At 66.1% G+C, this 19029-nt stretch carries 20 protein-coding genes and 1 tRNA gene; 12 read left to right on the top strand and 9 right to left on the bottom strand.

Annotated features, from left to right (window positions below):
- The first annotated feature begins 77 nt into the window (after positions 1-77).
- The 7 genes from WDM94_02455 to ptsN all read left to right on the top strand — a co-directional run bounded on the left by WDM94_02455 (position 78) and on the right by ptsN (position 5940).
- Positions 78-689: a ribonuclease D gene (locus WDM94_02455; protein ID MEJ0011488.1), complete on the top strand. Its 612-nt coding sequence runs from the start codon at positions 78-80 to the stop codon at positions 687-689.
- Between the two features lie 53 nt (positions 690-742).
- Entirely contained in the window at positions 743-1468 is a 726-nt protein-coding gene (locus WDM94_02450) for a hypothetical protein (protein ID MEJ0011487.1), read from the top strand.
- On the top strand, positions 1465-1977 hold the full coding sequence (locus tag WDM94_02445; GenBank protein ID MEJ0011486.1) for an LptA/OstA family protein: 513 nt from the start codon (positions 1465-1467) through the stop codon (positions 1975-1977). The genes WDM94_02450 and WDM94_02445 overlap by 4 nt, the downstream gene beginning before the upstream one ends.
- Before the next feature lie 91 nt (positions 1978-2068).
- Positions 2069-2959, top strand: a complete 891-nt coding sequence (lptB, locus tag WDM94_02440) for an LPS export ABC transporter ATP-binding protein (protein ID MEJ0011485.1) — start codon at positions 2069-2071, stop codon at positions 2957-2959.
- A gap of 89 nt (positions 2960-3048) precedes the next feature.
- Positions 3049-4620, top strand: coding sequence for an RNA polymerase factor sigma-54 (gene rpoN, locus WDM94_02435; protein ID MEJ0011484.1), 1572 nt, complete (start codon positions 3049-3051; stop codon positions 4618-4620).
- 227 nt (positions 4621-4847) lie between these two features.
- A complete protein-coding gene (gene raiA / locus WDM94_02430) occupies positions 4848-5435 on the top strand; it encodes a ribosome-associated translation inhibitor RaiA (protein ID MEJ0011483.1) in 588 nt (195 codons plus the stop codon).
- A 40-nt stretch (positions 5436-5475) separates the two neighbouring features.
- Positions 5476-5940 (top strand): PTS IIA-like nitrogen regulatory protein PtsN, encoded by a 465-nt coding sequence (gene ptsN, locus WDM94_02425; GenBank protein MEJ0011482.1) that lies wholly within the window; start codon positions 5476-5478, stop codon positions 5938-5940.
- A gap of 224 nt (positions 5941-6164) precedes the next feature.
- On the opposite strand, the gene WDM94_02420 is transcribed toward ptsN, so the two are convergent.
- The 5 genes from WDM94_02420 to WDM94_02400 form a co-directional block, all read right to left on the bottom strand.
- On the bottom strand, positions 6165-6419 hold the full coding sequence (locus WDM94_02420) for a DUF1150 domain-containing protein (protein ID MEJ0011481.1): 255 nt from the start codon (positions 6417-6419) through the stop codon (positions 6165-6167).
- Between the two features lie 23 nt (positions 6420-6442).
- Positions 6443-6871: an Hsp20 family protein gene (locus WDM94_02415; GenBank protein ID MEJ0011480.1), complete on the bottom strand. Its 429-nt coding sequence runs from the start codon at positions 6869-6871 to the stop codon at positions 6443-6445.
- A gap of 112 nt (positions 6872-6983) precedes the next feature.
- Positions 6984-7988 (bottom strand): Gfo/Idh/MocA family oxidoreductase, encoded by a 1005-nt coding sequence (locus WDM94_02410; protein MEJ0011479.1) that lies wholly within the window; start codon positions 7986-7988, stop codon positions 6984-6986.
- Between the two features lie 208 nt (positions 7989-8196).
- Positions 8197-8982, bottom strand: coding sequence for a molybdopterin-binding protein (locus tag WDM94_02405; GenBank protein MEJ0011478.1), 786 nt, complete (start codon positions 8980-8982; stop codon positions 8197-8199).
- Entirely contained in the window at positions 8972-9799 is an 828-nt protein-coding gene (locus WDM94_02400; protein MEJ0011477.1) for a cytochrome b/b6 domain-containing protein, read from the bottom strand. Before WDM94_02400 ends, WDM94_02405 begins: the two co-directional genes overlap by 11 nt.
- 261 nt (positions 9800-10060) lie before the next feature.
- Between WDM94_02400 and WDM94_02395 the strand changes: the two genes are divergently transcribed.
- Positions 10061-11812, top strand: a complete 1752-nt coding sequence (locus tag WDM94_02395) for a cytochrome c biogenesis protein DipZ (protein MEJ0011476.1) — start codon at positions 10061-10063, stop codon at positions 11810-11812.
- A 71-nt stretch (positions 11813-11883) separates the two neighbouring features.
- A complete protein-coding gene (gene msrB / locus WDM94_02390; GenBank protein ID MEJ0011475.1) occupies positions 11884-12291 on the top strand; it encodes a peptide-methionine (R)-S-oxide reductase MsrB in 408 nt (135 codons plus the stop codon).
- A gap of 48 nt (positions 12292-12339) precedes the next feature.
- Here the strand turns inward: msrB and WDM94_02385 are convergent, their stop codons facing one another.
- From WDM94_02385 to WDM94_02370, 4 genes are all read right to left on the bottom strand, one after another.
- On the bottom strand, positions 12340-12963 hold the full coding sequence (locus WDM94_02385; protein ID MEJ0011474.1) for a hypothetical protein: 624 nt from the start codon (positions 12961-12963) through the stop codon (positions 12340-12342).
- 195 nt (positions 12964-13158) lie between these two features.
- Complete coding sequence (locus tag WDM94_02380; protein ID MEJ0011473.1) at positions 13159-14058, bottom strand: hypothetical protein; 900 nt, start codon at positions 14056-14058, stop codon at positions 13159-13161.
- 59 nt (positions 14059-14117) lie between these two features.
- Positions 14118-14193 (bottom strand) — tRNA-Ala (locus WDM94_02375).
- Positions 14194-14285: 92 nt separating this feature from the next.
- Positions 14286-14666 (bottom strand): TIGR02300 family protein, encoded by a 381-nt coding sequence (locus WDM94_02370; GenBank protein ID MEJ0011472.1) that lies wholly within the window; start codon positions 14664-14666, stop codon positions 14286-14288.
- 180 nt (positions 14667-14846) lie between these two features.
- Between WDM94_02370 and aroA the strand changes: the two genes are divergently transcribed.
- From aroA to rpsA, 3 genes are all read left to right on the top strand, one after another.
- On the top strand, positions 14847-16196 hold the full coding sequence (aroA, locus tag WDM94_02365) for a 3-phosphoshikimate 1-carboxyvinyltransferase (GenBank protein ID MEJ0011471.1): 1350 nt from the start codon (positions 14847-14849) through the stop codon (positions 16194-16196).
- Between the two features lie 5 nt (positions 16197-16201).
- Complete coding sequence (gene cmk, locus WDM94_02360) at positions 16202-16831, top strand: (d)CMP kinase (protein MEJ0011470.1); 630 nt, start codon at positions 16202-16204, stop codon at positions 16829-16831.
- A gap of 247 nt (positions 16832-17078) precedes the next feature.
- A complete protein-coding gene (gene rpsA, locus WDM94_02355) occupies positions 17079-18806 on the top strand; it encodes a 30S ribosomal protein S1 (protein MEJ0011469.1) in 1728 nt (575 codons plus the stop codon).
- The last annotated feature ends 223 nt before the right edge of the window (positions 18807-19029 follow it).

Below are 19029 nucleotides of genomic sequence, written 5' to 3'. Positions count from 1 at the left end.
GCGGCCACGGCGGCCAGCGGGTGTCGTCTCGCTTCGCCCTTTATGTTTTTAACGATTTCCCCCTATAACCGCGGCCCATGGCTATCCGCTTCCACAAGGGCGACCTCGCCGCCGACGTGCGCTACGGCAACAGTGTCGCCATCGACACCGAGACGCTCGGCCTCCTGCCGCATCGCGACCGGCTGTGCCTCATCCAGTTGTCGGGCGGCGACGGCAACGCCGACGTCGTGCAGATCGCGGCGGGACAGAAACAAGCGCCGCGCATCGCCGCGCTGCTCGCCGATCCGGCGGTGACAAAGATTTTCCATTTCGCGCGGTTCGACATCGCGGTGCTGTTCCACACCTTCGGCGTCATGACCGGGCCGCTGTTCTGCACCAAGATCGCGTCGCGCCTGACGCGCACCTATACGGACCGCCACGGGCTGAAGGATCTCCTCAAGGACATCCTCGACATCGAAATCTCGAAGCAGCAGCAGAGCTCCGACTGGGCAGCCGAGACGCTGAGCGACGCGCAGCTCGCTTACGCCGCTTCCGATGTGCTCTACCTGCACCAGCTCAAGGACAAGCTGGAGGGCCGCTTGGCGCGCGAGGGGCGGAGCGAAATCGCCGCCGCCTGCTTCGCTTTCCTGCCGACGCGGGCGAAGCTCGACCTCGCCGGTTGGGGCGAAGAAGACATCTTCGCGCACTAGGCCTCATTGCGGCGGGGCCCGGGAAGCCCCACAATACGGCCAGGATGAGCGCCGTGGACGACGACCAGTATGCAGACGACCGGCAGCGCGGGGAACCGCGGGCGCCGCGCATCCGCTACAATCCGCCGAAGGAGCGCGATCCCGACGCCTATGCCAAGGCGACGCGGCACTCGGCGCTGGTCCGCAATCTCAAATTCATCCTGCCGACATTGGCGATCCTCGCGATCGTCGCCTTCTGGGCGACGGCGCGGGTCATCCCCGGCGACCTCGCCTCGCTGGTGGCGGTCGCGACCATCGACCCGAAATCCAACAGCGTCGTTATGGACAAGCCGCACATCTCCGGCTTCGAGGGCACACGCCGCGCCTACGAGGTGAAGGCGGACAGCGCGCTACAGAGCCTCGACGATCCGAAGGTGGTGACGTTCAAGACGATCACCGGCCGCTTCGGCCTGGAAGACGCCGGCTTCGCTACCGTCAACGCCGCGACCGGCGTCTACAACGGCAACGACAACACGCTGCTGCTCAAGGACGGAATGGATCTCAAGACCGACAACGGTTACGCCGGCCGCCTGCAGGAAGCGGCAATCGATCTCGGCAAAGGCACGCTGACCTCGTCGTCGCCGCTGATGTTCTCGACGGCGGACGGGACGATCCACGCCAACGCCGTCAACATCACCGGCAACGGCAAGCACATCCTCTTCTCGAACGGCGTGTCGGTGACGTATCTGCCGCCGGGCGATCTCACCGCGCCCGCCGGCACCGGAGCCACCGCCCAATGATCCGCCGCTTCGCCGTCGCCGCCTTGCTGGCGCTCGCCGTGTCGCCCGCGTTCGCAGACCCGACGGCGGACATCTTCGGCGGCTTCCAGGCGAAGCAGACCGACCCGATCCAGGTCGATGCGCAGTCGCTCGAAACTTACGAGGAGGGCACGCAGCGCATCTCGGTGTTCTCGGGCGGCGTCACCGTGAAGCGCGGCAACACGACGATGAAGGCCGGCGAGATCAAGCTCTACTCGGGGCTCGAAGGCGCAGCCGCCTCGTCGTTCACGCGCATCGAAGCGAACGGCGGCATCAAGGTCACGTCGAAGGATCAGGTGGTGACCGGCGACACCGCCGTGGTCGACATGCCGACCAACACCATCACGGTCGACGGCAACGTCGTGCTGTCGCAGGGCGCGAACGTCATAACAGGCGCGAAGCTGGTGGTTAATCTCTCCACCGGACGGGCACGCGTCGATCAGGCACCGGGCAAGCAGATCCGCGGCGTGTTCTCGCCGACGAGCAATTGAGCAACGGTGCCAAGAACTTGAGCGCGGCGCCCCTCGACAGTCCCCGGGCGGTCGGCTTATCTGCCGGCTGATCAGCAAAGGTACTTAGGCGTTGGCGGTTTCCAGCTACTTCGGCCGCGGTCCGGACAAGGCCGCCGACAAAGCGAAGGCGAACGGCCGCCAGGCCGAGCGTCCGCGCGAGGAGGAGCAGCCGCGGCGCCGCAGCAAGCGTGGTGCCTCCGAGAAGCCGCCGTCGCGCCTGATACCCGATGCCGGCGGGCGCGGCTGGCTGGTGGCGCGCGGGCTGGCGAAGGCCTATCGCGGCCGCTCGGTGGTGCGCGACGCGAGCCTGGCGGTGGCGCGCGGCGAGGCGGTCGGGCTGCTCGGGCCGAACGGCGCCGGCAAGACCACGATCTTCTACATGATCACCGGACTGGTGCGCGCCGACCGCGGCATCATCGATATTGACGGACACAACATCTCCGGCATGCCGATGTACCAGCGGGCACGGCTCGGCATCGGCTACCTGCCGCAGGAAGCGTCGATCTTCCGCGCCATGACGGTGGAGCAGAACATCCGCTCGATCCTCGAAGTGGTGGAGCCGGACAAGCACCAGCGCGAGGATCACCTCGAGGCGCTGCTGGCGGAGTTCCGCATCGCGCATCTCCGCCACGCGCCGGCGGTGTCGCTATCGGGCGGCGAGCGGCGGCGGGCCGAGATCGCGCGGGCGCTCGCCTCGCGGCCGGCGTTCATGCTGCTCGACGAGCCGTTCACCGGGGTCGATCCGATCGCGGTCGGCGACATCCAGAATCTCGTCCGCCATCTCACCAGCCTCGGCATCGGGGTGCTGATCACCGACCATAACGTGCGGGAAACGCTCGGTCTTATCGACCGCGCCTACATCATTCATTCGGGGGAAGTGCTCTACGAAGGGCGCCCGGACGACATCGTCGCCAGCCCGGACGTGCGGCGGCTTTACCTTGGCGAACAGTTTAGCCTTTAAAGCCGGCTACCAATCGGTTACCAAAGGAATGCTATAAGCAATTTCCGGACCAGTTTTCCGGGAATCGAGTTCCGGGTTCCGTTGGCCGCATGGCGCTTTCGCACAAGTTAGAGCTCCGCCAGAGCCAGTCGCTGGTGATGACGCCGCAGTTGATGCAGGCGATCAAGCTGCTCCAGCTATCGAATCTCGATCTCATCGCCTACGTCGATGCCGAACTCGAACGCAATCCGCTGCTCGAGCGGGCGGAGAACGAGGAGCGCGAGGAACGCTCCGACGGCGATGACGCTGCCGACGACCGCGACATGGACCGGAGCGGCGACGGCGATAGCGACGGCGCGATAGAGCTGCCCTCCGAAACGGCGCCCGAGATGGGCGACTGGATGGAGCAGCAGCTCGAGGCGCCGACGGCGATCGCCGAGAAGCTCGATGCCGATCTCTCCAACGTCTTCCAGGACGATGCCGGCAAGGCGCCCGAGGAAGTGTCGCCCGGCCTGCCGGCCGAGACGTGGCAGACGACGCCGTCGCGCCAGCCGGTGTCGTCGGAGGACTACAATCTCGAGGCCTTCATCGCGGAGGAGAAGTCGCTCGCCGACCATCTCTCCGATCAGCTCGGCCTCGCGGTCGAGGATCCGGCGATACGCCTGATCGGCCAGACGCTGGTCAACGAGATCGACGAGGGCGGCTACCTGCGCATCGACCTTGAGCAGGTTGCGGAGCGCCTGGGTGCGCCGCTGGCGCTGGTCGAGGAAACATTGCGCATCGTGCAGACCTTCGAGCCGGCCGGAATCGGTGCGCGCGATCTTGCCGAGTGCCTGGCGATACAGCTTCGCGAGCGCGACCGCTTCGATCCGGCGATGGCGGCACTGGTGGCGCATCTCGATCTCGTCGCGCGGCGCGACATGGCGGCGCTCAGACGCCTCTGCGGCGTCGACGACGAAGACCTTGCCGAGATGCTGAAGGAGATCCGCGCGCTCAACCCGAAGCCCGGCGCCTCGTTTGGCTCGGCGCCGGTGCAGCCGGTGATACCAGACGTGATCGTGCGGCTGGGGCCGGACGGCGGCTGGCTGGTCGAACTCAACTCCGGCACGCTGCCCAAGGTCCTGGTCAACCAGAGCTACTACGCCACCGTCTCGCGCCAGAAAAAGAAGGACACCGACAAGGCGTATCTCGCCGAGGCGCTGCAGACCGCGAACTGGCTGGTCAAGAGTCTCGACCAGCGGGCGCGCACCATCCTCAAGGTCGCGACCGAGATCGTGCGCCAGCAGGACGCGTTCCTCGCCGAGGGAGTCCAGCACCTGCGCCCGCTCAATCTCAAGACGATCGCCGAGGCGATCGCGATGCACGAGTCGACCGTGTCGCGCGTCACCTCGAACAAGTACATGGCGACGCCGCGCGGCATCTTCGAACTCAAGTATTTCTTCACCGCCTCGATCGCGCACGCGGAGGGCGGCGAGGCCCATTCGGCCGAGGCGGTGCGCTTCCGCATCCGCAAACTGATCGACGACGAACCGTCGTCGGCGATCCTTTCGGATGACACCATCGTGAAGGTGCTGCGCGAATCCGGCGTGGATATCGCCCGGCGCACGGTCGCGAAATATCGCGAGGCAATGCGCATCCCCTCATCGGTGCAGCGGCGCCGCGAGAAGCAGGCAAGCCTCTAGAAATCCAGCGGAATTCGGCTGGATATTGTGCCGGTAACGGAACATTTCGGGCTCGGTTGACTTGTCAGCCCACCCTCCCTAGAAGGGGCGCCCAACAGCACCCGGGCGGGCGTTACGTGTAATAAATCCGCGCCGGCGAGGCCCAGTCCGACGCGAGCCCCATGCCCGGTTCGGCAGCCCCTTGAGCTGGCGAACACAGAGACAAGCCGAGAAGGTTCGAAGCGCCGATGGGCCTGCGTATTTCCGGAAAAAGCGTCGACATCGGCGAGAGCTTTCGAACGCTCGCCGACGCGCGTATCGGCGATGCGATCGAGAAATATTTCGACGGCGGCTTTACCGGCCACGTGACCGTGGCGCGCGAAGGGTCGGGCTTCCGCACGGAGTGCCTGGTCCATCTCGACACCGGCATTGTGCTGCAGGCGGAAGGCCGCGGGCAGGACGTGCACCAGAGTTTCGAGCAGGCGGCGGGGCACATCGAGAAGCGCCTGCGGCGCTACAAGCGGCGGCTCAAGGAACACCACCACGTGCGGCGCGACGACTCGCTGGCGGCGACGGAGTACGTGATCGCGGCGCCGGACGAAGAAGAAGTGGCGCCGACGGATGCCGACCCGACGATCATCGCCGAGCAGACCACCGACCTTGAGACGATGACGGTGGGCAATGCGGTGATGTCGCTCGACCTCACCGACGCGCACGTCAAAGTCTTCCGTCATGCCGGGCATGGCGGCGTCAACATCGTCTACCGGCGGAGCGACGGCCACATCGGCTGGATCGATCCGTCGCTCGGCACAAAAAGGGAAACCGCGAAGCACTAGCGGGCGACCGCCAGACGCAACCGGAACACTGGAACAGACTATGGACCTCAGCGATCTCGTAACGCCGGAAGCGATCCTCCCTTCGCTCAAGGCCAACAGCAAGAAGCAGGTGCTGCAGGCGATCGCCGAGAAGGCGGCCGCGATGACCGGCGTCGAGGAGAAGGACATCTTCGACACGCTGGTGAAGCGCGAAAAGCTGGGCTCCACCGGCGTCGGCGGCGGCATCGCCATCCCGCACGGCAAGCTCGGCAAGCTCGACCGGATTTTCGGGCTGTTCGCGCGGCTGCCGAAGCCGATCGATTTCGAGGCGCTCGACGAGACGCCGGTCGATCTGATCTTCCTGCTGCTCGCGCCGGAATCCTCGGGCGCCGATCACCTCAAGGCGCTGGCGCGGATCGCGCGGCTCTTCCGCGAGCCGGGCGTGGTGCAGAAGCTGCGCGCGTCGTCCGACAGTTCGGCGCTGTACTCGGTGCTGACCGAAGGCGCGACGCACAACGCGGCGTAGCGCACCCTCACCCTTCGTCTCTAACTCGCTTCGCTCGTAAGAGCCGAAGCCCTCTCCCCGATGGGGAGAGGGACGATACCGAGTTCTTGTCCCCTCCCCATCGGGGAGAGGGCTGTTTCTCTTGGTGAGCGGAGCGAGCCTAGAGAAACAGGGTGAGGGAGCTCCGCCCTACACAAAAAAGGCCGGGCTTTCGCCCGGCCTTTTTTTCCAGCGACGCGACGAACCTAATGCAGACTCACTGTCTCCAGCTCGTTCTCGTTCGCATTCATCAGCACCGCCTCGCGGCTGTCGGCGAGCATGATCGGCGAGCCGTCGGCGGCGAGCAGGGCCCACAGTTCGAGGCCCGGGGCGACCGGCGGCATCTGCGGGAAGAGCCCGCGCGCATCGTCGGCCTTGAGCGGCTTGACGTAGGCGATGCGACCGCCGCCGAGCGCGGCGAAAGTCTCGTCGCTCATCTGAATCTTTTCTGCGTGTGTCATCTCACTACCCTCCTGGACCGGCTCTAGCCGCGTCCGTTGATGGCGATCCGCTGCGCGACACGCGCGCTCTCCGGCCTCGCCAAATCGATCGACAGCAGTCCATCCTTCAACTCGGCGCCGATGACTTCGATCCCCTCGGCGAGCACGAATGTTTTCTGGAACTGCCGCGCGGCGATGCCGCGATGAAGAAACTGCCGCTCCGCTTCGTCCTGCTGCTTGCCGCGGACGATCAGCTCGTTGTCCTCGACGGTGACGTCGAGTTCAGTCTCGCTGAAGCCGGCCACGGCGAGCGTAATTCGCAGGCGCTCCGGCTTGTCGCCGGCGCGGGCCATGCGCTCGATGTTGTAAGGCGGATAGCCGTCGCCGGCGCCCTTCGACAGGCGCTCTAGCGCACGCTCGATCTCTTCGAAACCGAGCAGCAGCGGGCTGGAAAACGCGGAAATTCGCGTCATTGCGGCGGTCCTCCTGGAAGCGACCCAAACTCTCGCCCGGGCCCTCTTCGAGGCACCCGGGACAAGGCTGAATATGGGAGGCTTCGGGGCGCCGTTCAACCCACTCCGCAGGCTATGGTTTCTCCCAGTTTCCGCTCTTTTCGGAGCGGAAAAGGGCGTCGATGACGCGCATCTGGAGGATGGCGTCCTCCAGGCCGAATTCGAGCTTCTCCTTGCCGCGGACGGCGCGGGAGAAGGTCTCGCCCTGGAGCTGGTACTGGTCGGCCTTGGGCAGCTTGATCGGCTTGGCCGACTTGCCGGCGAGTTCCTTGCCGGTATCGGTGAGGATCGTCATGGCGCCGCCCTGCGGGGCGTTGAACGGGATGACGACCTCGAGCCGCTGCTTGCTGCCGAGGATGTTGATGCGCTGGTAGTTGGCGGCCTGCGTCGACGACGTGAAGGTGAGGTGGCGGCCGTTGCCGAAATCGATCAGCGCGCTCGCCGTGCGGTCGGTCTTGAAGTTCGGATCGCGGTCGACGAGCGAGACGACGCGCACCGGCTCGGCGCCGAAGATGTAGCGGCCGATGACGATCGGGTAGCAGCCGATATCGTAGAGCGCGCCGCCGCCGATGTCGGCCATGTTGCGCACGTTGTTCGGGTCGACGTTGTAGTACGAGAACAGCCCCTGCACGGCGCGCAGTTCGCCGAGCTTGCCGGAGCGGGCCAGCTCACGCGCCTTGATCCATTGCGGATGGGCGCGGACCATGAAGGCTTCGGCGATGAGCACGCCCTTCGGCACATCGCGAAGCTGCTCGGCCTCGGTCGCGGTCAGCGACATCGGCTTCTCGCAGAGCACGTGCTTGCCCTTCTTGGCGGCGGCGAGCGTCAGCGGGACGTGGAGATGGTTGGGCAGCGGGTTGTAGATCGCCTCGATCTCGGGGTCGTCGAGCAGCTCCTCGTAGCTGCCGTAGGCGACCGGGATGCCGAGCTTCTTTGCGGCCTTCCTGCCGGTCTTCAGATCGCGCGAGGCGATGGCGCGGATCTCGATCTCCTTCGACTTCATCATCCCGGGAAGGACTTTGGCGAGGCCGATGTTGGCCGTCGAAATCACACCCCAGCGTACTTTATCCTTGGCCATCGTCGCTTCCCCCGGATTGATGTTGAGGCGGGAGGAAGCCGCGAGTTGGCGTGATTTGCAAGCGGAAGCTGGCCCCCGCACCCTTCTCCCACAAGGGGAGAGGGATATGCCTCGATGTCGGTTTGTCCCCTCTCCCCTTGTGGGAGAGGGCTCTTTCTCTTGGCGAGCAAAGCGGGCCTAGAGAAAGAGGGTGAGGGGGCGCTGCCGGCTAAATCCCCGCATACCAGTCATACCCGCGATCTTCCCAGAAGCCGCCGCGGCCGCGGCTGATCTTGGAGAAGTCGTCGATGGCGTCGATCGACATGATGTACTTGGCCATCTTATAGCCGAGCGTGCGCTCGGTGCGCAGCCGCAGCGGCGCGCCGTGCGGGACGGTCAGCGTGCCGCCATTCATGTCGTAGGCGAGGATGGTCTGCGGGTGGAAGGCGTCCTCCAGCCCGTGCGTCTCGTAGTAGCGGCCGGTGCCGTCGAGCGTCTTTTCCAGTTCGTCGGCGCAGGTGAACAGGATGTAGCGCGTCTCGGGCTTGAGCTTGACCATGTTGAGGATGGTCGCGAGCTGGACGCCCTTCCATTTGCCGATGCAGCTCCAGCCCTCGACGCAGTCGTGGCGGGTGATCTGCTCGCGCGCCGGCAGGGCGCGGAGGTCGGCGAGGGAAAATTCCATCGGCGTCTCGACGAGGCCGCCGACCTTCAGCTTCCAGTCGGCGAAGTCGTTGGCGACCATCGCCTGGTATTCGGGGCTGTCGGGGTTGGTCGAGCCGTTCGCCTTGAACTTTGGCGACAGGTCGGCCTCGGTGAATTCGCGTGCCAGCGACGTCGGCTTGAGGAAGAAACGCTGGACCTTGAGATTTATGTCCTCGCCAAGCTGCAGCACATTTTCGCGGAACCACGCGCCTTGGGCGCCGGCGTGATCGAGCGGCTTGCACGCGGCGGCGACCAGCGCGGTCGCCGAGGCGCCGAGGCCGCGGAGGAAGTTGCGGCGGCTAGCGGTCATGGCCGTCCTCCGGGCGAATGGCGTAGCGGCCGGTGATCATGGAACGGAGATTGTTCCAGACGCCGGAGACCAGAACCATGGCGACATGGACGATGACGAACAGCACGATCAGCGTCGCGGCGACGAAGTGCACCGTGCGCGCCGTCTGGCGGCCGTTGAAGATGTCGACCAGCCACGGGAAGGCAGTGTCGAGGCCGGGCGACATCGTCATCCCGGCGAAGACGATGACGACCAGCACCAGCAGGATGCCGAGGTAGGCGAGCTTCTGCAGCGGATTGTATTCGCGCACGTGCTCGAAGCGGAGCTGGATGTGTTCGACGACGGTTGCCGGCAGGTTGCGGATATCGCGCCAGGTCGGCACGAGGTCGCGCCAGATGTGGCGGTTGAGCAGGTTGGCGATCAGGTAAATGGCGCCGTTAATGGCGAAGACCCAGGCGAAGAAGAAATGCCAGCGGCGGCCGGTCGCCAGATCCTGGTAGCTCGGCACCGTCGCCCATGCCGGGAAGGCGCGCACCTGCCATTGGCCATCGGCGACCGACAGGCCGAGGAAGCCGGTGGTGTTGAAGCGGATGCCGAACAGCATCGTCTCGCCGGCCAGCCCATCCGGAGTCTGGCGGGCACCGAAGCTCGCGATCGGATGGTCGAAGTCGGCGTATTGTCCGACGTATAGCGCCGGCGTGGCGTTGAATATCTGCAGCCCGCTCATCAGCAGAAAGAGGATGCAGACGACGTTGATCCAGTGCGTGATGCGGACCAGCCCGGAATGGCGGCGGATAAGCACGCGCCCGTCGGGGAGCGGCCTGTCGTCCGTCGCCATCGCCTCGGTCGTCATCTCGTCGAATCCGGTTGTCCCGCGCCTCTAGCTACGTCGGCTTGCCCGGAAAGGTTTCCACAAACCAATCAAGATTTGGTTTTGCCGGCGTGTATCCGGTTCACGGCGTCGTCCCGAGGACGTGCGGCCGGCCGCCGGAGGCTTCAATTGCGCGTGAAAAACGCGGGCCATGAGCCCGAAACTGCGGCGGCGACCGTATATACCGGCGTTGCGGGACGATCGGGGGTCGAGGGTGAAGGCCTAACCATGACGCTGCTTTTCATTGCCTACATCGGCGGGGCGCTCACGATCCTCAGTCCTTGCATCCTGCCGGTGCTGCCCTTTGTCTTCGCGCGCGCCGACAAACCGTTCGTCACCAGCATCCTGCCGATGCTGCTCGGAATGGCGATCACCTTTGCCGTTGTCGCCTCGCTGGCGGCCGTCGGCGGTGGCTGGGCGGTGGCGGCCAATCAGTACGGCCGGTTCGCGGCCCTCGCGCTGCTGGCGGTGTTCGGCATCACGCTGCTGTTCCCCGAGATCGCGGATCGGCTGACGCGACCGCTGGTCGCCATCGGCGCGCGGCTGTCGCAGCAGGCGTCGGGACCGGGCAGCACAGCGCGCTCGTCGTTCGTCTCGTCCTTCCTGCTCGGCGTGGCGACCGGGCTACTCTGGGCGCCGTGCGCCGGGCCGATCCTCGGCCTGGTGCTCACCGGCGCGGCGCTCGGCGGCGCCAGCTTCGGGACGTCGCTGGCGCTCCTCGCCTATGCGCTCGGCGCCGCGACCTCGATCGCGGTGGCGCTGCTGATCGGCGGGCGCGTGTTCGCCGCGATGAAGCGGTCGCTCGGCGCCGGCGAATGGATCCGGCGCGGCCTTGGCGTCGCGGTCCTGGTCGGAGTCGCGGCCATCGCCTTCGGCTTCGACACCGGATTCCTGACGCAGGTTTCGACCGCCAGCACCGCGACGCTGGAGCAAGGACTGCTCGACAAGGTCGCGCCGACGCAGAACGTGCCGGCTTCGGCGAACGCCGAATACAAGCCCGGCGATCCCCTGCCCGTCGAAGGCCAGTTCCCATCGCTCGCCGGCGCGGTGACGTGGCTCAACTCGCCGCCGCTGACGCCCGAGGCGCTGAAGGGCAAGGTCGTGCTGGTCGATTTCTGGACCTACTCGTGCATCAACTGCCTGCGTGCCCTGCCCTACGTCCGCGCCTGGGCCGACAAGTACAAGGACGATGGGCTGGTGGTCATCGGCGTCCACTCGCCGGAGTTCGCGTTCGAGAAAGATATCGGCAACGTCAAAAACGCGATCGCCGATATCGGCATCGACTATCCGGTGGCGATCGACAACGACTTCGCCATCTGGCGCGCGTTCCAGAACCAGTACTGGCCGGCGCATTTCTTCATCGATGCCAACGGCAACATCCGCCACCATCATTTCGGCGAAGGCTCGTACGCGCAGTCGGAAGAGATCATACAGGCGCTGCTGCGCGAGGCGGGCAAGACCGACGTGCCCGGCGATCTGGTGGCGGTGAATGCCGGCGGCGCGGAGGCGGCGGCCGACCAGGCCAACGTCAAGTCGCCGGAGACCTATATCGGCTACAGCCGGGCCGCCAACTTCGTCTCCGACGGCGATACTGCGACGCGCGACGCGGCGCACGTCTACACGATCTCGGCGCCACTGCAGCTCAACCAGTGGGGCCTTGCCGGCGACTGGACCGTCCAGGGCGAAAACGCCATCCTCAACCAGGCCGGCGGCAGCATCGCCTTCCGCTTCCATGCGCGCGACCTGCATCTGGTGCTGGGGCCCGGCGCCGACGGCAAGCCGGTACGCTTCCGCGTGCTGATCGACGGCAAGCCGCCGGGCGACGATCACGGCGTCGATACCGACGCGGCGGGCGACGGCACTATCGCCGAGCAGCGGCTCTACCAGCTCGTCCGGCAGAGCGGCACGCCCGGCGACCGGACCTTCGAGATCGATTTTCTCGACCCCGGCGTCCAGGCGTTTTCGTTCACCTTCGGCTAGCTGCACTCCCGGGATCGGCGTGCAATACCTATATTAGCGACAGCCAAAGCAATCAGAGGGAGACAACAAGAATGGACAAGCATTTCCCCTTCGAGCGCAGCGACGCGGAGTGGCGCAAGACGCTGACCGCCGAGCAGTATCGCATCATGCGCGACCACGGCACCGAGGCGCCGGGAAGCTGCGCGCTACTGCATGAGAAGCGCGCCGGCACGTTCTCGTGCGCCGGCTGCGGGCAGCCGCTGTTCAAGTCGAAGGTCAAGTTCGAGTCGGGCACCGGCTGGCCGAGCTTCAACGAGCCGGTGCCGGGCGCGGTGGAGAACTCGGTCGACCGCAGCTACGGCATGACGCGGACGGAGTGCCATTGCGCCAACTGCGGCAGCCACCTCGGCCACGTCTTCAACGACGGCCCGCCGCCGACCCACCTGCGCTACTGCATCAACGGCGTGGCGATGAACTTCGCGCCGGACGTGGCGAACTAGCTCCAAAAAAACACGGAAGCGCGGCCCGCCGTCGCCAAACGATGACCGTCAAATCTCGATGTCGTAGCCGTATTCTTCCGCCACCCATGTGAGAAGGCGGCCGAGGCGCGGGCGGATCGAGCGGAGATAGGCGATCTTCTCCGGATCGTGCTTGTATTTCTCCACGGAGTCGCGATCGACCGGCCGGAGGCCGTGCATCGCCGAGAGCGCACTCGCCGGCGGACGAAATACCTCGGCGATGGCCGACATCGGATGTGCGATCGGCAGGCGGAACGCTTCTGACAGGCGGGTCTGGACGCGATCCGGATCGGTCACGAGGTCTTCGTAGCGGACAATGACCGTGGCCGGCCGACGCGTATCGAGAAGGTACTGGAGGGCAAGCATTTCACCCAGCCAGCGGTGCGGGGCGATGTGATACGCGCGCCGGCTTACCGGATTGTGGCTGGTGAGAACCGCAAACGGATGGCGCACGATGATTGCAATCTCGATGCTGTCGGGCAGCTCTTCGATGCGCTGGTAGGCGACGTGGTCGCGCTTGACCAGGAGCGCCGGCTTGTCCGTGGCGAACATGCCGAACGCCTCGGCCGGACTTTCCGCGCCCATCACGTCGAGGTCGCCGAAGGTCGAAAATGCAGCGGTGAGCAGCCAGGTTCCCGAGCGTCCGCAGCCCATCAGAAAAATACGGCGGGAAGGGCGGTGCTGATCGATTTCCCGAAGCCGCCGGGCGAGAGCTCCCGGTGCCCGCAAGGCTTCCACGTGGGCGCGGACGAACGCTGACTGGTCGGCGCCGGGCTGGGATTTAAGCAGGGCGCGGATCACGGTGCAGGCAGTCGATTACGGCTTTGCTTCGTCGGCATCGACATCCGTCTATTCGATCAATTCAGCGATGCCGATGCCGGATTCGCCGGCGACAGCGTAGAGCAGATACAACGCGCCGCTCCACGAGAATATCGCGGGATCGCGTAGCGCATGCTCGGGGCCGGGCGCCGCGCCGGCGCGCGACCTCGTCAGCGGAAGGCCGGCGCCCTCCCACGGCCGCTGCGGTGCCAGAACCAGTTGGCGGCCGGCCGTGGTCCAGGCGTTTATCGGGGCGGCGAGGTCCACGGTCGTCCGGTAGATTTGCTCCGGCGCGCCGCCTATCTCCGTATAGAAGACCTGAAGGACGTCTCCGATGACATGCAGCGCGACGTGGCGGACGTCGCCCGGCATGTTGCGCGACGGGTGTTGCCCGGGAAAGATCGCGGCCGCTACCGGCCGATAGTCTGCGTCGCGTCTGGCGGAGATGTATGCGACGCCGCCTTTCGACATTCCGATCCAGCGGTCCCGCCATGGCACGGTTCGAAAGTAGAAATCCGCGATCTCTTCCGGTCCCGCCGCAAATCGTATTCCGTCCGCCGAGCTGGCGACGAACGTCCGCTGTCTCCTGCCATCGCGGACCGGGCCGTGGAAGAACATGACGATCCGGCGGGCAACCGGATCGACATGGACGTCAGGCGAGGCGATGTGATCGCGGCAGGCGGGCGCATCTTCCAGCCGCAGCGAGCCGTGCGGGTGTATCTGCCAGGGTCCGGCGAGATCGTCGGCATAAGCCAGGCGGATATAGCTGCCGGCATGGTGCGCAAAGTACATGTAGAAGCGGCCGAGCCGGGACGGCAGCCACTCCGGCACGGCGATCAGCGATGCGCCGTTGATGTTGTCGCCGTCAGTTCCGGGAAGCATGCCGGGATGGATGATCGGCCCGTCGATGAGTCTGCGTACGCTTTTCATCGACGCTTCCGAGGCGTGCCGCGGACAGAGGCCGCGACGGCATGAGAACGGGGTAAGGTTGGTGGAGCCAAGCGGGATCGAACCGCTGACCTCCTGCATGCCATGCAGGCGCTCTCCCAGCTGAGCTATGGCCCCGACCTAGGGAAACCTGGGTTGCCGGAACCCCCTGATATATCCCGGGGTCCAGCGGGCGCGGACCATATTCCGCGCCCCTTGGAGGTGCAAGCCTACGGCTCTTCCTCGTCGACGTCGCCGATGATGTCCTCGACGTCGTCCTCTTCGTCTTCTTCGTCGGCGAGGAAGGTGTCGTCTTCCTTCTCGATTTCCTCGTCCTCGTCCTCGGCGCCCTCGACCTTGACGGCGCCGCCGGTGGCGGCCTCGTCGTCGGCCTCCTCGAGCGAGACGATCTCGACGTCTTCCTTCTCGACCTCGACCTCAGGCACCGGCACCGGCTTCGGCGCGGGCGCCGCAGCGCGGGCGCGCGCCGGGGGCGCTACCTCGAATTTGGTCCCGCAGTGCGGGCAGATAATCGGACTGCGGTTGAGGTCGTAATACCTCGTGCCGCAATTCGGACAGACACGCTTGGTGCCGAGCTCTGCTTTCGTCACGGTTTGCCTCGTTCCGGGGCGTTTGAGCGTGCTCCCATAGTCCGCGCGACCCCTGGTGTCAAAAGCATTTCGCACTGCCTCGGCGATGGGCAATCCGATTGGGTGACGCCCCGGCGAGGCTGTGCTATCCGGACGGCGCCCGAGAACCCGCAAGCCGACCCAAGCGGAGCCAGACCCCAGATGCCGACCGAGGACGCCGCGAGGCCGCTCAGCGCCAAGCGATCCGGCCCGCTCAAGGGCACGATCCGGCCGCCCGGCGACAAGTCGATTTCGCACCGCGCGCTGATGCTGGGGGCGCTCGCCATCGGCGAGACGGCAATCGAGGGACTGCTCGAAGGCGAGGACGTGCTGGCGACCGCCGAGGCGATGCGTTCGTTCGGCGCCACGGTCACGCGCACCGGCAACGGCACGTGGCGGGTGGCCGGCGTGGGCGTCGGCGGGCTGCTCGAGCCGACGCACGTCATCGACTACGGCAACGCCGGCACGGGGGTGCGCCTCGCCATGGGCATCGCCGGCAGCCATTCTTTCGCGACGACGTTCACCGGTGACGGGTCGCTGGTGAAGCGGCCGATGGGGCGCGTGTTCGATCCGCTGCGGCGCATGGGCGTGCAGGTGCTGGCGCGGGCGGGCGACAAGCTGCCGGCGACGATCAAGGGGCCGGACGCGCTGATCCCGATCGACTTCCGCCTCACGGTGCCGTCGGCGCAGGTGAAATCGGCGGTGCTGTTCGCGGCGCTCAACGCGCAGGGGCTGACCACGATCACCGAGCCGACCGCGACGCGCGACCATACCGAGCGGATGCTCACCGCCTTCGGCGCGGCGATCGAGATCGAAACCGACAGCGACGGCAACCGTGTCATCAAGCTCGACGGCGGGCAGGCGCTGAAGCCGCAGGTGATCGTCGTGCCGAGCGATCCGTCGTCGGCGGCGTTCACCATCGTCGCGGCGCTGATCGTCGAGGGCTCGGACGTCGTGGTGGAAAACGTGATGCTCAACCCGACGCGCACCGGCCTGATCGATACGCTGATCGAGATGGGCGGCGATATCGCGATCGAAAACCGGCGCACCGTCGGCGGCGAGGAAGTCGGCGACATCCATGTGCGCTCGAGCCGCCTCAAGGGCATCGCGGTGCCGCCAGGACGGGCGCCGTCGATGATCGACGAATACCCGGTGCTTGCCGTTGCCGCCGCTTTCGCCGAGGGCGATACGCTGATGCAGGGCATCGGCGAGATGCGCGTCAAGGAATCGGACCGCGTCGCAACGGTACTGGCGGGGCTCCGGGCCAACAGCGTCACGGCGGAAGATACGCCGGAGTCGCTCACCGTTCACGGCGCCGCCAAGGTCGAAGGCGGTGGCACCGTCGCGACGCACCTCGACCATCGCATCGCGATGTCGTTCCTGGTGCTCGGCCTCGCGAGCGAGAAGCCGGTGACGGTCGACGACGCGCGGCCGATCGCGACCAGCTACCCGGAGTTCCGCAGCCTGATGACCGGCCTCGGCGCGAGTTTCGCCGACCCGGACGCCGCCTGACGCGCATGATCATCGCGATCGACGGTCCGGCGGCGGCGGGCAAGGGCACCCTCGCGGCGCGGCTGGCCAGGCACTATCACCTGCCGTACCTCGACACCGGCCTGCTCTACCGCCTCGTCGGCAAGACGATGGTCGAGCGCGGGCTCGATCCGGACGACGCGGCGGCGGCGGCGATCGTCGCCCTCGATATCGACCTCGAGCGGCTTTCCGACCCGACGCTGCGGGGTCGCGAGGCCGGCGAGATCGCCTCGCGCGTCAGCGTGCATGCCGGGGTGCGCGCCTCGCTGCTCAAGTTCCAGCAGGATTTCGCGGCGCGGCCCGGCGGCGCCGTGCTCGACGGGCGCGACATCGGCACCGTGATCTGCCCGCAAGCCGAGGTGAAGATTTACGTCACCGCCAGCCCGGAGGTGCGGGCGCAGCGGCGGACGGACGAGCTGCTCGATAAAGGCCGCAACGTCCGCTACCGGACGATCCTTGCCGAAATCAAGGAACGCGACGAGCGCGATGCCGGCCGGCGGACCGCGCCGCTGGCGCAGGCGCCCGATGCAATCCTGCTCGATACCTCCCATATGAATCCCGAGCAGGCGTTCCAGGCGGCGCTCGCCATCGTCGAGAAGGCGAAAGCGCAATCGTAGGCCTGACCTGCTCTTGCCCGGCGACGCCGGGATCGCTATAGAAACGGCCGGTTCTGAACGGTTCGCCGACATTGTCGTGCGGCCGGCTTCCCGCCCTTGGCGGGGGAACCCAAGACTTCGCCTCACTTTCGGGACCCGATCGTGCCGCACCGCGACCAGCGCGGGCGCCCATTCGGGCAGGGTTTCGAAGGCGGGATATTTTCAACGCCAACCGTCGGGCGGCACACCCGGCGACACAGGAGTGTCAATGCCAGTAGCCAATACCGCGAACCCGTCGCGTGAAGATTTTACCGCCCTCCTCAACGAGGTTTTCACTGCCGACTCCCTCATGGAGGGCAGTGTCGTAAAGGGCACCATCGTCGCCATCGAAAAGGACCTCGCGGTCATCGATGTCGGCCTGAAGACGGAAGGGCGTGTCGCCCTCAAGGAATTCGCCGCCCCCGGACGTGAGTCCGAGCTGAAGGTCGGCGACGAAGTCGAGGTCTACCTGGAGCGCATCGAAAACGCGCTCGGCGAGGCAGTCCTCTCCCGCGAGAAGGCCCGCCGCGAAGAGAGCTGGGTCAAGCTCGAGGAAAGCTTCAACAAGAACGAGAAGGTCACCGGCGTGATCTTCAACCAGGTCAAGGGCGGCTTCACCGTCGATCTCGACGGCGCCGTGGCCTTCCTGCCGCGTTCGCAGGTCGACATCCGGCCGGTTCGCGACGTCACCCCGCTGATGCATACGCCGCAGCCGTTCCAGATCCTCAAGATGGACAAGCGCCGCGGCAACATCGTCGTCTCCCGCCGCACGGTGCTGGAAGAGACGCGCGCCGAGCAGCGTTCGGAGCTCGTCCAGAGCCTCGAGGAAGGCCAGATCATCGACGGCGTCGTCAAGAACATCACCGACTACGGTGCGTTCGTCGATCTCGGCGGCATCGACGGCCTGCTGCACGTCACCGACATCGCGTGGCGCCGCATCAACCATCCGTCCGAGGTGCTCAACATCGGCCAGACGGTCAAGGTGCAGATCATCCGCGTCAACCACGAGACGCACCGCATCTCGCTGGGCATGAAGCAGCTCGAGGCCGATCCGTGGCAGGGCATCGAGGCCAAGTACCCGGTCAACGCGCGCTTCAAGGGCCGCGTGACGAACATCACCGACTACGGCGCATTCGTCGAACTGGAGCCGGGCATCGAAGGCCTCATCCACGTCTCCGAAATGAGCTGGACCAAGAAGAACGTCCACCCCGGCAAGATCGTCGCCACTTCGCAGGAAGTGGAAGTGATGATCCTCGAGGTCGACCCGGTGAAGCGCCGCATCTCGCTTGGCCTCAAGCAGACGCTCGCCAATCCGTGGGACACGTTCGCCGCCAAGTACCCGGTCGGCACGATCGTCGAGGGCGAGGTCAAGAACAAGACCGAGTTCGGCCTGTTCGTCGGCCTCGACGGCGACGTCGACGGCATGGTCCACCTCTCCGACCTCGACTGGAGCGTTCCGGGCGAGCAGGCGATCGAGACCTACAACCGCGGCGACAAGGTCAAGGCGCAGGTGCTCGACGTCGATATCGAGAAGGAGCGCATCTCGCTCGGCATCAAGCAGGTGAACGGCGCCGATCCCTTCGAGGAAGCCGGTGCCTCCGGCGAGGTCCGCAAGGGCGCGGTCGTCACGTGCGAGGTCATCGACGTCAAGGAAGCCGGCATCGACGTGCGTATCGCCGACACCGACCTCACCGCCTTCATCCGCCGTTCGGACCTGTCGCGCGACCGGTCGGAGCAGCGGCCGGAGCGCTTTGCCAAGGGCGAGAAGGTCGACGCGCGCGTCACCGCCTTCGACAAGAAGACGCGGAAGATCAGCGTATCGATCAAGGCGCTGGAAATCGCCGAAGAGAAGGAAGCCGTGGCGCAGTACGGCTCGTCCGACTCGGGCGCCTCGCTCGGCGACATCCTCGGCGCGGCGCTCAAGCAGCGCGAAGAAGACGAGGAGAAGACCAGCTAGGCTGGTTTTTTCTCATCGCATCAAATCAGGCCCGCCGGTTCATTCCGGCGGGCTTTTTGTTTGCACGGCGCCCCCCTCACCCTCTTTCTCTAGGCTCGCTTCGCTCGCCAAGAGAAAGAGCCCTGTCCCACCAAGGGAGAGGGAACAAGCCGCAGCGCCGGTTAGTCCCCCTCTCCCCTTGTGGGAGAGGGCTTCGGCTCTTGTGAGCCAAGCGAACTAGAGA

This window comes from Bauldia sp. (genome assembly GCA_037200845.1).
Classification (GTDB): domain Bacteria; phylum Pseudomonadota; class Alphaproteobacteria; order Rhizobiales; family Kaistiaceae; genus DASZQY01.
The sequence above is the reverse complement of the archived record's forward strand: the minus strand, read 5'-3'. Positions and strand labels throughout refer to the sequence as shown.